Annotated in this window: 11 protein-coding genes; 9 read left to right on the forward strand and 2 right to left on the reverse strand. The window is 49.4% G+C overall.

Annotated elements, in window-relative coordinates; translation table 11 throughout:
- Window positions 1-39 precede the first annotated feature (39 nt).
- Window positions 40-819, reverse strand: a complete 780-nt coding sequence (locus FD09_RS16980) for a C40 family peptidase (RefSeq protein WP_057820660.1) — start codon at window positions 817-819, stop codon at window positions 40-42.
- A gap of 229 nt (window positions 820-1,048) precedes the next feature.
- Window positions 1,049-2,416 carry an LPXTG cell wall anchor domain-containing protein gene (locus tag FD09_RS09260; RefSeq protein WP_057820662.1) on the reverse strand — a complete coding sequence of 456 codons (1,368 nt, stop codon included), beginning with the start codon at window positions 2,414-2,416 and terminating at the stop codon, window positions 1,049-1,051.
- 208 nt (window positions 2,417-2,624) lie between these two features.
- Here FD09_RS09260 and FD09_RS09265 point away from each other — a divergent pair, with 208 nt between their 5' ends.
- The 9 genes from FD09_RS09265 to FD09_RS09305 all read left to right on the forward strand — a co-directional run bounded on the left by FD09_RS09265 (window position 2,625) and on the right by FD09_RS09305 (window position 13,552).
- Window positions 2,625-2,981 (forward strand): PadR family transcriptional regulator, encoded by a 357-nt coding sequence (locus tag FD09_RS09265; protein ID WP_057820664.1) that lies wholly within the window; start codon window positions 2,625-2,627, stop codon window positions 2,979-2,981.
- Window positions 2,974-4,557, forward strand: a complete 1,584-nt coding sequence (locus tag FD09_RS09270; RefSeq protein ID WP_057820666.1) for a DUF4097 family beta strand repeat-containing protein — start codon at window positions 2,974-2,976, stop codon at window positions 4,555-4,557. Before FD09_RS09265 ends, FD09_RS09270 begins: the two co-directional genes overlap by 8 nt.
- A gap of 106 nt (window positions 4,558-4,663) precedes the next feature.
- On the forward strand, window positions 4,664-6,103 hold the full coding sequence (locus FD09_RS09275) for a hypothetical protein (protein WP_057820668.1): 1,440 nt from the start codon (window positions 4,664-4,666) through the stop codon (window positions 6,101-6,103).
- A 105-nt stretch (window positions 6,104-6,208) separates the two neighbouring features.
- A complete protein-coding gene (locus tag FD09_RS09280) occupies window positions 6,209-6,994 on the forward strand; it encodes an SLAP domain-containing protein (RefSeq protein ID WP_057820670.1) in 786 nt (261 codons plus the stop codon).
- 116 nt (window positions 6,995-7,110) lie between these two features.
- Complete coding sequence (locus tag FD09_RS09285; protein WP_338054173.1) at window positions 7,111-8,184, forward strand: AI-2E family transporter; 1,074 nt, start codon at window positions 7,111-7,113, stop codon at window positions 8,182-8,184.
- Entirely contained in the window at window positions 8,153-8,593 is a 441-nt protein-coding gene (locus FD09_RS09290; protein ID WP_057820674.1) for a GNAT family N-acetyltransferase, read from the forward strand. Before FD09_RS09285 ends, FD09_RS09290 begins: the two co-directional genes overlap by 32 nt.
- 11 nt (window positions 8,594-8,604) lie before the next feature.
- Window positions 8,605-9,696, forward strand: coding sequence for a serine hydrolase domain-containing protein (locus FD09_RS09295; protein ID WP_057820676.1), 1,092 nt, complete (start codon window positions 8,605-8,607; stop codon window positions 9,694-9,696).
- 78 nt (window positions 9,697-9,774) lie between these two features.
- Entirely contained in the window at window positions 9,775-10,464 is a 690-nt protein-coding gene (locus FD09_RS09300) for a 2,3-diphosphoglycerate-dependent phosphoglycerate mutase (protein ID WP_057820678.1), read from the forward strand.
- A 151-nt stretch (window positions 10,465-10,615) separates the two neighbouring features.
- Window positions 10,616-13,552 carry a MucBP domain-containing protein gene (locus tag FD09_RS09305; protein ID WP_162261502.1) on the forward strand — a complete coding sequence of 979 codons (2,937 nt, stop codon included), beginning with the start codon at window positions 10,616-10,618 and terminating at the stop codon, window positions 13,550-13,552.
- The last annotated feature ends 239 nt before the right edge of the window (window positions 13,553-13,791 follow it).

The following is a 13,791-nucleotide window of genomic DNA, read 5'->3' on the forward strand; positions in this document are numbered from 1 at the left end:
TGTGTGCGACATAATATCTTGAATGATCGTTGACGGAAATTACAGTACGCGGACACCAAAGCTGGGCCGGAAGTAACTGGAAATCGAAGCGATTGTCACGCTTTGGCCAGGTTGGGGAGCGTGAATGTATTGATTGTTACCAATGTACAGGCCAACGTGGTAAGTAGAACCACGGCTGCCCCAGAAAATCAGGTCGCCTGCTTGCAAATTATTAATGGAAACTTGTGTACCAGCAGATTCCTGCGGTACTGTCCAGCCGCCGATATTCTTACCAGCAGCATTCGCAAAAACGTAGTACATCAGACCGGAGCAATCGAAGGAAGAAGGTCCCTTGCCGCCCCATACATAAGGTTTGCCGATTTGTTGCTTAGCCAGATTGATCACGTTTTGGACGGTGCTGTTTTGACTAGCCGAATTGTTGGCTTGGTTTTGAGCAGCTTGTTGTTGGGCAGCAGCGGCAGCATCTGCTGCTTGTTGCGCCTTAACCAAGGCACTATATTCGCTATCTGTCATCATGTCAGAAGCCTTAGCCCAGCAATTGGTCCCTAATTGGTACCAGACATTGCCGTTTGCATCTTTAGTCGTCGCAGTAATCTTCCAACGGGTATTAGCAGATAATGTCTGTTTGTAGTTGGGTGCCAGTGTCGGTGCGTAGTAAGTGAATGTATCAGTATCACCAGTTGTAGCAACGTTGCCAGCACTGAGGACAGTAGCGGCTTGGACTGTTTGCGGTTGAGTACCATTAATTTGAGATGTGACTGCGACGCCACCGATTGCGAGCATGGATGATGCGAGTAAAGTAACGATTGACTTCTTCATGTAAATAGCGACCTCCGAGAATGATTTTTGATTTCTTAAGAACTTATTAACTTAACAACATTGTCCATACTAACGGACGGGTATTGCAGTCGTGTTACAGAGCCACCATGAGAAGGTTACAAAAATGTCACTTCTTCGCTGAAAAAAAGCCACAAAAAAAGCGGTATTTGCTTAGGAAAATCGCAGATATCGCTTTCTTTAACTGCATTAGATAATTGGTATGGACCGCTTATACGTAATCTCGCCGCCGTTTGTAAGTGATGACACTCAGAGTGGCTATGGTCAACAGAATAAAACCGGCCTGCTGTAATATCGTCGAATCGGTCTGATTTTCACCAGTTTGGGGCAGCCCAGTGTTATCACCGGGAACGTCATCATTGTCGCTTTCCGGGGAATACTGAATCGAAGTGATCTTTTGGTTCAAAGTAATCACTTGGCTAGAATTGGCATTTGTTGTGCGATCCACCACCTGTAACGCGGTATTGCTTTGCTTATTGGAGACAGCTGGCGTCCGCATTGCACTGTCCGGGCCTGAATTCACGACCAAAGCCGGTTTCCCCGGCTGAGTGGGTGTTTCAGTGCCGTGACCAGCGTCGTTTTGATCTGGCGTCGTCGGTTTCGTTTCATGGTGATCACCGTTGTCACCTTGGGCCGGCTTGTTGTCTGTCAGATATTTAGTGTAGTCCGCGAATAACTGACTGTAATTCGGTAAAAGTGTGGCGGTATTAAAAACAGCTTGTTGAGAATTCTTAGAAAATACTGTCTGAATTGTCGCACCACTTTGATCGGTGGTGTTGAGGAAGGCGTCAATCCGCGCCTGCGCACCACTCGGTAATGTTTGCGGGGTGAGTCCATCGGTGATAGCGAGGGCCGTGCGCCAGGTCAATTGCTGGAACACCTGTTGAATCCGTTGATTCAAATCAGCCGGACTGCTGGCACTCGCTACCAGTGCACTGACTGGCGTGGCGATGACCGCATACTGCCCAGCGCTGGTCTGCTGAATTTGGCCGATCCGGTCCCATCCCTGGGCAGTCCCCACTTGTTGTAAGGCCTTCAATGCAGGCGCCAACACCGCTTGGTTATCGTAATCCGCAACGTGCTGAATGATGTCACTGAAATTGGTGTGACTGAATAATTGCTGGAAAACTTGTTGATTCGTGAGATTGCGACATTGCGGATCGCTGCTGGCAGCCTGTAAGAAATTCTGCACAGCAGTGGTGTTGGCTGAATGAGTGACTGTAAGGGCTAGCCGATAGGCGGCTTGTTGGCCAATTTGGGCCCACGCCTGTTGGAAACTCGCAGCATCGTGGGCCGCAGTGATTAAGCTTTGTAAGTTTTGTTGGGCAGAATCAACCCAGTTGCCGTCGACTTCGACGAGCACGGGGGTATTCCACGTCATTGGAATAACGCTGTTTTGGAAAAGGGCAGAACTCAATACGATAGACCGATCATTTTCCCATTGATTACTCGTTTGCGTGAGGGTTGTTGCGGCTTGGACGGGTGGGGTGAACGCCACTGTACCAACTGCACCGCCCAGTAACGCAGCGGCTGCGATGGTGACTGGCCACCAAGCCTGATGCTTCTTCTTTTCTCCCATATAATTGCCTCCGTTCCACCGATTTCTTCCATTATAGCGTGTCGGCGGGGTCACGTACTACCGCTTTGGGCTGATTTTAGCGTTGTTATCGATTACAAACAAGAAAATTATCTTCGTGGGACAAAAAACGAGTTTTTTGTCAAAATACTATGGCACACATAGTAATATGTGGTACTATGTAGATAGTCAGAAACAAGGAGGCGAGATCATGGCACAAGCGGATATTTCGAAGGAAATGATTCGGGGCTATACGGGCACGATTGTGTTGAACATTCTGGCGCAGGGTGACAGTTACGGTTACCAGATCAGCAAGGATGTCACGCAGCTCAGCGGTGGTGACTATGAGATTAATGAAGCCACGCTGTACACCGTTTTTCGTCGGTTGGCCAAAAACGGCAGTGTCGAAGGTTACTGGGGTGACGAGACCCAGGGCAGCCGGCGCAAATATTACCGGATCACCGATCAGGGCATGGCCGAATTAGCGGCCGCCCAGGAAAATTGGAATGCGGCGAAGAAAGTCATGGATGAACTGATTCTTGGAAAGGTGGAACAACATAATGGATAATTCGGATCGCGATGTGTTAATCATTCAACGGCTGAACAAGTCGTTTAACCAATACCCGGACACCAAAGACAATAAGGATTTATTTGCGGAGTTGTTTGGTAATCTGCGTGATTCTGCGTCGGAGAAGATGGCCGCCGGCAAAACAGCCCAAGAGGCTGTGGATGCGGCCTTCCAAGAATTCGGCGACATTGACGCACTTTTGCAGGAAGTCAACGCAGAGGATGGGACGGCACCGAAGCCAGCAGCGGCCCGCCAGTCTGCTGAAGAAAAAGCGGATGAAGACGACGATGATAAGATCGAAATCAATCTGAACGATCTTAGCGCGTTAAAGAATCTGGGTAAGTTAGGCAAAATTGGTAATAATGTCGCCAAGCGGGTGACCAAGGAAGTCAACGAGAGCCTGAACAAGCCCGGCGCCACGATCATTACCAACGGCCATACGGTGGTCCGCAACGGAAAATGGGTCGGCAGCCACGATGGCGACGAACGGTTACAACTGGTGAATTCGTTTGAGCAAAGTAGCGACGGTATCCACAAGCTGACCGTGGATTACCCCGATGACTTGGAATTGCAGCCCACTGATGACGCCAACTTCCACTTTGCAGAATATATGACCACGGATGATCCGGCGATGTATGCCACAGCCGACCAAGCCGGGGATACACTGCGGATTCGGGCCGGCAAACGGTCGCACTTTGGCATCAGCATTCTGATTAATTCCCGCAGCTGGGGTTTCCGGGCCCGGGCGGTGTTGCAAGTGCCCAAGACTTACACTGGGGCAATCACGGTCAATGGTGACGACGGCAATGTGGCGGTGCACGATCTGGGCGCCTTAACCGATGTCGCACTCCGGGTGAGTGACGGCAACTTGCAGGTGGCTAAAATCACGGGGGATAACCTCAGTGCCAAGAGTGATGACGGCAATCTGGGTCTGAGTGACATTCATTTCACGAACACCGACGTTTCTTCCGATGACGGCAATGCCCATTTGGCTAATGTCACAGCCAAGAACCTGCAATTCCGCATGGATGACGGCAATCTCAGTTTGCAAGATGTGCGCAGTGAAACCCTCACCGTGCAGGGCGACGACGGCAACTTCAGTTGGCGGGAAGTCCAAGCGACCCAAGTGGATATGCAATATGAAGACGGCAACTTCTCCGGTCAAGATCTCACGTTTGGCGATCTGCGGATCCGTACGGAAGATGGGCGCGGCAGTCTGAAACAAATCAGTGTGGCTAATCCCGTCTCGATTGCGACAGATGATGGCAATTTTACTTTGACCGACTTCCACGGTTCTGGTGATTTCACCACAGAAGATGGCACATTGAGCTTGGACTTTGCCGAAGTCACGGGGGATGTCTCTGTCGAAGGCGACGATGGCAATATTCGCTTGGCTTTTCCAGCCAACGCGGCGTATGCCTTTGATCTGCATCGGGACGATGGCAGTCTGCGGCTACCCGCTGAAGCAGAATATTCCAAGCAAGGTAAGCATCGCGCCATTGGTAATGTGGGCAGTGGCGCCCCTGAATTCAGCGTCTCTGGCAGTGTGGTCGATGGCCGCATCACAATTCGATAAGATTCTTAGTGCTTTTGAACAAAATCCGACCGCGCGTTAGGCTACAATAGTATTGACTAACAAATACGGAGGATTGACGAAGTTGCGGGGAAAATGGAGATGGCTTTTGGCACTGGCAGTGTTGCTGTGCATCGGGGGACTCAGTGCGTGTGGCAAAAAAACCAGTCTGGTGGCGACCGCGGTGAAACGGGCGGACACCACCTGGTTTTTGTATGCTGGGACCGGTAAGAAAGATACCTTGTCGTTTCAGTTCAATAAAAATGACGCGGTGGTGAAAGCCGTGGACGCGGTTGGGGAAACGGCGGGGCAAAATAAACTCAACGGTAATTTTGCGAATCCCAAGTACACGGCGGACACGGCGGCAGAAACCTTGCGGGTAGACGCCAACCAAACGATTACCATGACTTTCCTGTCTGAATTCACCGGCCGCGCCAATGGTCAAAATGTCGTCGGCTACAATGTGCGTTACAACAACAAGACGTATCATTTCGTCCGGTTAAAACGCACTCCGAAGAAACAATCTGCTAGCAGCGCTTCCACACCGCAATCCTCCGGCGTCTCCGGCACCGGGGCGGATTCAGAACTGGCGGCGAAGTTGATGAAATCTATCGTCAACGTCAATGATGGGGCGGAGCCATTACAGGACAAAGCCTTCGTTGGTACTTACACGTTCCGGATGTTCATCGGTAAAAATGTCGGCTTAGGGCAAATTACTATCAACGAAAATGGGACGTACCAAAACGCGATCACCGAACTGAATACGACGAATCCCGATGATGTTGACAAGGCGTCGATGATTTCTTACAGTCTGGTCACTGGTCAATTGGAAGCTTTGTATGGCAAAGAGTATTTAAACCCGCGTAATTTACTGACAGTCGCGTATACGGTCCATGGTCAAAATATTCAGCGGCGTTTGCCCCAGCGAGTGACATTGTGGACCAATGGTCATGGCGGCAATAACATTAATCTCGCCCGGGCACGGGTGGAAAACACCGGGCAGCATCTGATCTTCTATTCCAAAGATTACACGCCTTGGCCTAAAGAGGGACTGGGCCCAGTGCAAACGGGTTTGGCCATGACCAAGGCGGAGGGTACGACTCCGCAAGTACAAGATATTTACACCACAAGTTTGAATGCTTACCGGGATATTCAAAAAACGCCGGTGAAAAACAATGCGGACTTCATGCAGTTGCTGGGCGCCATTAGTGATGCCCATCGCCAAGCCGTTGGTCAGGTGGCAGTGGACTTCAGCGACCGCTATGGCGCGGGTGTGAAGACTACCGATTACCAAGGTATCGCCAAGGATGGCAGCAAGCAGCCGCAGATGCAGTACGTGTTTGTGGTATCTCCTGCCAAAGTGGTGGAAGGGGCTACTTACATTATCAATACCCAATCGGGTTCGTTGCTGGTGTTTGGGATGCTCAATAACAAGCTGTACTTACTCCACCAGCCAGATCCGGATTCCGCCACAGTGACCTGGATCGGCATGAATGATGTGGATTTAACTGTGCCACCCTTGCAAATTCGCTTGAATCCGGGAATATGATTAGTTTTCTTGAAAGGCTGTCGAGTGGCAGTCTTTTTTGTTTTCTCCCACTTGAATGCGGTATCATAGAGACGTATATTCCAAGACAGGAAGGACGGCACAGTAATGAAGAAGATTTCTGTTGCTTTACTCGGTGCGGCACTATTTGGGGTCGGTTTGACGACGGCATTAACGACGACGCAAATCCATGCGGCTACGCCGAATGCGGCGGTGAATCAAACTTATCAGGTGAGTGAGGAACATGGCGTTGTGCAGGTCGGCCGCAAAACAGTCCAACTATATGCCGATGCCAATTTGACCACCCCGGTGGATCGTTACTTAGCATTTGGCACCCGCTGGCGCTATTCACAGATTAACCATATTTATGTGGGCAATAACCGGGTCGGCGATCTTTCGTACGAAGTCGGCACCAATCTCTGGCTGCCTGGCCAAGGCACAATGGACAAGATTCCAGATTACATCGTCAATGCTCAGTTCATTAAAGGCATCGCTACGGTCACGAATCCGGGCGGCGCAACACTTTACACGGATGCCCACTTGAGTCATCAGCTGAGCCGTAAATTGCCGTTCAAATCCGCCTGGCGTTTCAAGATTATTATGACGAACGAAGATGGTGATCCGATGGCCTACGAGGTGGGTACAGGACTGTATGTCCGGACGGCAGATGTGCGTGCGGATATCAATGGTGTATTCACGGTACAAAATCCAGTGAATGTCGCCGGTGATATCAGTGTTTACCGCCAAGACCTTACGCTGGCTGAGCGGACGCTAAGCGCAGGAACGCGGTGGGTGACCACGAACCGGCAAATCCTAGCTGATGGACGCACCTACTATCAAGTCGGTACCAATCTCTGGGTCTGGGCCGGTGATGGGACCTGGGCGAGCAAGTAATTACCGTAATCTTACAATAATGGTACCCGAGCAGGATGTTTCTTTGAGGCATCCTGTTTTATTATGGATAAAAGAGCGCGTTATACTACTGGTGACAAAAGTCTGGGAGGCTGTTTATGTACGAGAAGTTTGTGGCAAATGTCCGGTTACGGCGAATGACTGTGTTTTTGGCGATCGCTGTCATATTGTTCTTGGCCCGGAGCATGCTGACGACAATATTACTGACGTTTATTTTTGCGTTCCTCGCCGTGCGCTTGCTGCAGCATGTGCGCCGCCATGTCCGGATCAAATATCCATGGATGCTGATCGCACCGGTTTACTTGCTGGTGATTGCTGGTATTTATTTAGTGGTGACCCACTACATACCAATTATCGTGCATGAAAGTCACCACCTGATTAATGGTTTGATCAACTTTTACAACAGCCCCCAGTTTGACTCCAATGCGGCGTATTCCTTTGTGACCAACTGGGTCGATCGCCTGGGTCTCGCCAATCAGCTCCATAACGGCGTTAACGGCATTCTGGCCACGATCACCAGCATCGGTCATGTCGGGTTCGCCATCGTCGTCTCCTTCATCTTGAGTTTCTTCTTCGCTATTGAATTCGACGACCTGAAGAAGTTTGGCAAGAATTTTTTAACCAGTGATTATGGTTGGTTCTTCCGGGACTTCAATTTCTTTGCCCAAAAGTTTGTTAACACATTCGGCGTAGTGCTGGAAGCCCAGTTGTTCATCGCGATGGTCAATACGGCGATTACTGCCATTACTTTGTTCTTCATGCGCATGCCCAATCTGGCTAGTTTAACAGCCATGGTGTTCTTCTTCTCCCTGGTGCCCGTGGCCGGGGTCATCATTTCGTTGATTCCGCTCTCTTTGGTGGCGTATAGTGTGGGTGGTATTCAGGATGTCATTTATATTCTGATCATGATTGCGGTGATTCACGTATTGGAAGCCTATATCTTGAACCCCAAGTTCATGGCCAGTCGCACACAGCTGCCAGTATTTTTCACTTTTGTTGTACTGATTCTCGCACCAGAGATCATGGGTCCGTGGGGATTAATCGTCGGTATTCCGATTTTTACCTTTCTATTGGATATTTTTGGGGTCAAGGCAATTCCCAAGAAACATCGACCGTTGAAGCTGAAGGAGGCCAAAACAGATGACTCAGATCACCAAGGTGACCCCAGCTAACGTGCGCGCATTGGCCGCGTTGCAACACGATCTTTGGCCCGATGATGAATTACTAGACCTGCTGGTTGCTGACCAAGCCGCATTGCGCCAAGAACGCAGCCATTATTGGTTGGCGATGGACAATGGCCAGGCAGTGGGGTTCTGTGAAGTGACGCTGCGGCAGGATTATGTCGAAGGCTCCACGGTCACACCCACGGGTTATTTAGAAGGAATTTACGTGGCACCGGCGCTGCGCCAGCAAGGGATCGGCCGCCAGCTGGTCGGTACAGCGACCAAGTGGCTGCAAAGTACCGGGATCACTGCCATGGGCAGCGATGTGGCGTTAACGAATACGGTATCTCAGCATTTTCATAAAACATTAGGATTTCAAGAAGTGAATCGGTTGGTGCATTACCTCAAGGATATTTAGGGGGGTTGAGTATGCATAAGCGCACGAAGAAGTGGTGGGCGGCGGTGATTGGCGCGATCACGTTGGTTTGTGCGGGGGCTGGATTGTGGCACACTGTCCGGTCCCAGCCGTTATCGACATTGGCAGGACCAGTGCAAAGGAGTTCGAAATTAGGACCGACGATTGACCGGTTGGTGGGGAATACGCACTTTAAGGGGATGATCATTGCCATTCGTCAGGGAAAGGTAGCGGTTGTTCGCCATTATGGGGAAGCAGACACCACGCTCCATGAACCGAACAGTGCCGATGCGCTTTTTCCCATTGCCTCTATGGAAAAAACGATGACGGCGACGCTTATTGCGCAGCTCATTCGTGAGGGTAAGTTAAACTACAATACACGCCTAAGCAAGTTCTATCCGGCAGTGCCCGGCAGCAGCGGCATCACCATTCGGGAGCTGCTCAACCATACATCCGGTCTATTTATGGATGAAATTGCGCCGGATCAGGAACTCACCAGTGACGCGGCGGCGATCAACTACACTGTACACAATGTGACCAATACGAAAGACAAGCAATTCAGTTATACCAACGCCAATTTTGTATTGTTGGCGGGAATCGTCGATCAAATCACTGGCCAAACCTTTTACCAGGCGTTGAAGCAACGGGTGCTGGATCCGTTGAAAATGGCGCATACTTTCGATGCACAACACATTCCCCATGGTTCTGTCGTTGCCCAAGGGTACCAGTTCACCGACAAGGATTATGTGCCAGAAGTATTGGACCCTAAGTTGGTTTCCAGTTTATTGGGAACTGGCTCGATCTACATGTCGATCACCGATATGGCGACGTTTCAATTGGCTTTGAGCGATGGCCGCCTATTAACCCGGCCGCAATTTGTGGAACTTACCCAGCGGCCATCACCGGATAGCAGTTACAGCGGCGGCTTCTTCATCGGCGATAACAATAATCGCGTGGTCGTCGGCATGTATGACGATTTTCCCAACAGTTTCAAGACATACTTTCAAGCAGATCAACGCAATACGGCGGGTGTCTTGATCTTCGCCAATGAGTCCACCGGCATGAACATTCAGGACCTGGGCGAGCAAATTATGGGAGTTCTTTAGTGCCGCCCTATGATTTTTACCATTTCCCGTGTAAAATGAAAGGTGTCAATTTCAATAAAGCAAGGAGTTAATTATCCCATGGCAAAACTTGTATTGATCCGTCACGGCCAATCTGCCTGGAATCTTTCCAACCAATTCACAGGCTGGGTGGACGTTGACCTTTCTGAAAAAGGTGTCGAAGAAGCTAAGCACGCTGGTGAATTACTGAAGCAAAGCGGCATCGAATTCGACCAGGCTTACACCTCTGTATTGACCCGGGCCATCAAGACCCTGCACTATGCACTGGAAGGCTGCGGCCAACTGTGGATTCCTGAATTCAAGACTTGGCGTCTGAACGAACGTCACTATGGCGCTCTGCAAGGTTTGAACAAGAAGGAAACTGCTGACAAATATGGTGCTGACCAAGTTCATATTTGGCGTCGTTCTTACGATGTCCTGCCTCCTTTGTTGAAGGCTACTGATGAAGGTTCTGCAGCTAAGGACCGTCGTTATGCTGATTTGGATCCTCGCATCATTCCTGGCGGCGAGAACTTGAAGGTCACTTTGGAACGGGTTATTCCTTTCTGGGAAGACCACATTGCACCTGACTTGATTGCTGGCAAGAACGTCATCATTGCTGCGCATGGTAATTCCCTGCGGGCCTTGACCAAGTACATCGAAAACATCTCTGATGCAGACATCATGAACTTGGAAATGGCCACTGGCGAACCCGTGGTTTATGACTTCAACAAGCACTTGGAAGTACAATCCAAGACCAAGCTCGACTAATATTCACGTTTTGCAGAGACGTCCTGATGGGCGTCTTTTTTCATGCCTTCTATCCCACTTTCAGTAAGTTATATTTGGCAAAATTGAATCCAAAATTTGTGTTGGCAATGATATTGTGAAGGTGAAGCTAATGCCAATTGGGGGTTATCTTATGCGACATAAGAGAGGACTGCGCCAGTGGGTGGCTGGCACGGCAGCTTTATTTGGGATATTGATGATGGTCGCCTTTGCGACACCGGCGAAGGCGGCGACGGGTGATGTTCATCCGTTTAATCCGGTGGTCAAGACATTACCAACACCGGTAAAAAATGCAATGGGAACAAATGAATCGGTTGATCAATGGATGCCGGATAAGAATTTACAGTACATTGTGTTGGGCGCATTACAAGATGCTGGTGTTAACATCACTGAAACAAATGAAATCACCCAAGCAGACATGCAACAGTTGACTTCAATTAATACTGCTATGCCCCAACGGACAGATAAGACTTATTGGCAAGCCATTCAGGATGTCAAAACGTTGAAGGGGTTGGAATACGCAACCAATTTGACGCAGTTGACGATTTGTACAGATACAAATTGGAACTTATATTGGACAAACAACACGAGATTTATAATAATTGGCAAACTTGCCGACATTTCTGCATTGAAAAATTTGTCAAAACTGCAAAGTGTGTCTTTGCAATTCAATCGAATTTCTGACATTTCAGCATTGGCAAACAAATCTCAGTTAACCGACCTCAGTTTGTCATACAATGCCATTACAGATGTTTCACCATTAGCCAATGATCCAATTTCGAAATATACAGAGATTGGATTTCAGACGAGTGTTCGTGAAGGAATTGTACTTAATCCAAACACTAAGGAAATTACGACACCCTCGTATTCTATTAAGAATTTAAAAAATGAGTCTGTCCCTGTGAAGGCCTATTATAAGGCTGATCAGACAATTACAAACGCTAATTACCGTGGCTATTATAGAAATTATACATCTACCGCAGATGGCGTTAATGTTGATCCCACAACGCTAAAGTGGACGAATTTACAAAAAGATGTATCAACCAGCGGCATCGGATTTCTCACCGCTTTTTGGGATGACGATTTCACTTGGTCACCTTATTATACGTTTGCTGGGGCGGTCATCACACCATATGAGTTTGATCAATCTGTGGGAAATTTGTTTGTCAACTACCAAACTGATGGCGGACAAGATATCGAACCACAAACAATTTTAACGGGAACGCTCAATGATCCTTATGACCTGACGACTAATGGTACTGTGCAAAATACGATTCAGTCCATTAAGAACCAGGGTTATTATCTTGAAAAAGTGAATGGATCCGAGAAGGGTAATTTCACTGCCGACGGTGCCTCGGTGACATACGTATTCACCAAGACGCCAGCAGCGATTAAAGTGCCTGTTCATTATCTTGATGCAAACAAGAAACCCATCGTTGGCCAAGCAGACGGCGAACTCAGCGGTGTACCGACCGACAAGTTATCAGCAGCCGATTTCAAGTCCGCCCAACGGACAATTGCCGGATATGAATATTCCCACGCTGAGGTGGATGGTCAAACGGTCGCTGATCCGACGACATTGACGTATGACCAACTCTCCAAGGGCTTAGACCTGATTTACAATCAAACCGCCAAAGCCGTCAATGTGAAATACGTTGACGAAAACGGCGATGCCATCAAGGATGCGGCGGGCCAGCCCATCACTGGGGAAGCCACATATCCAGACGGCCAGTTTGTCGGTCAACCTTACACCACAGAGCAAAAGACGATTGCCGGTTACACCTTTGATAAGGTGGATACCAGCAACGGCGGTTTGCCGGCCACCGGTACTCTGACGGCGGATGGCGGCACGGTCACCTACATTTATACAAAGAACACGCCGCCGGTGACTCAGGGCACTGTCATTGCAAAATATGTGGATGAGAGCGGCAAAGAAATTCATGCACCAATTACCACGACGGGTGCGGCGGGCACAGATTACACCACCACTCAGCTCGGTATCACGGGGTATGAATTCAAGAAATTAGCTGACGATAGTGCGCCTGTTAAGGGCCAATACACCAACGGCACGCAAACTGTGACATATGTCTATGCGGCGAGCACACCGGTGGAGCAATATGGTCAAGTGATCACCCAGTTCAAAGATAGTCTGGGCAACGAGATCCACAATCAGGTCGTGAGTTCCGGCAAGGTCGGGACGAATTATACGACCACACCGGTTACCATTGATGGTTATACGTATCTGCGGCTGGCCGATGGCAGTGCGGCTCAGACTGGTCTGTACATTAACGGTACTTTGACGGTGACGTATATTTACCAGAAGAACACACCGCCGGTCACCGAATATGGGACAGTGATTGCCCAGTATGTGGATGATCAAGGTCATACTATTCATGACACGATCACCACCCGCGGACCAGTGGGAACCAACTATGCGACGAGCCAATTGGCTGTCGATGGCTACACGTTCAAGCAGGTGGCCGCGGGCAGTGCAGCGGTGACAGGATTGTACGTCAATGGCACATTAACTGTCACATATGTCTACACAAAGAATTCGGTACCGGTACCCGAACTCAGTAAAGTCATCGCCCGGTATGTGGACGAGCAGGGTAATCCGATCCACGATGAAATCGTGACGACTGGTAAAGTCGGTGATCCCTATGCGACGAGCCAATTGACGATTAAGGGCTATACCTTCAAGCAATTAGCCAGCGACAGCGCACCAATCTTTGGGCAGTATCAAAAGGATACCCAGGTTGTCACTTATATTTACAGCAAGATTGATACTGGCGGCGGTGATGACGGCGGCAAGACGCCCGGTACCGGCGGTCAAGGCGGCGACGAGCAGCCGACGACACCAACTAATCCGACGAAACCCAGTCAACCCGATCAGGGCGGCGGTACGGCGACGAGTCCGGTAGAAACACCGACTGGCGACAGTCAAACTGCTGGGCAGGCCCGGTTACCGCAAACCGATGAAGATACTGGTTTAACTTCCATGCTGCTGACCATTCTTGGTGTGACATTACTGGGGATTGCGGCTGTTTCTTACCGTAAATTACGCGATTAACAATTTGATTTAGACACACGCTACGAATTGATCCGGCCGACATGCTCATGCATCTGTCGGCCGGATCTTTTTGTGTGCTGAAAAAGTGAACAGAGCTGTGAAAGAATTCGCAATTGTAAAACTATATTCGTGAAAACGAATTAATTGATAACTGCATGTTGACGCGGAGGAAACATCGTTTTAGAATACGGAATGAACATTCATTCCGAATGAAAATACAAAAAGGGGGAGGTCAGTCC

The sequence above is a fragment of the Schleiferilactobacillus perolens DSM 12744 genome (genome assembly GCF_001435585.1).
Lineage (GTDB): Bacteria > Bacillota > Bacilli > Lactobacillales > Lactobacillaceae > Schleiferilactobacillus > Schleiferilactobacillus perolens.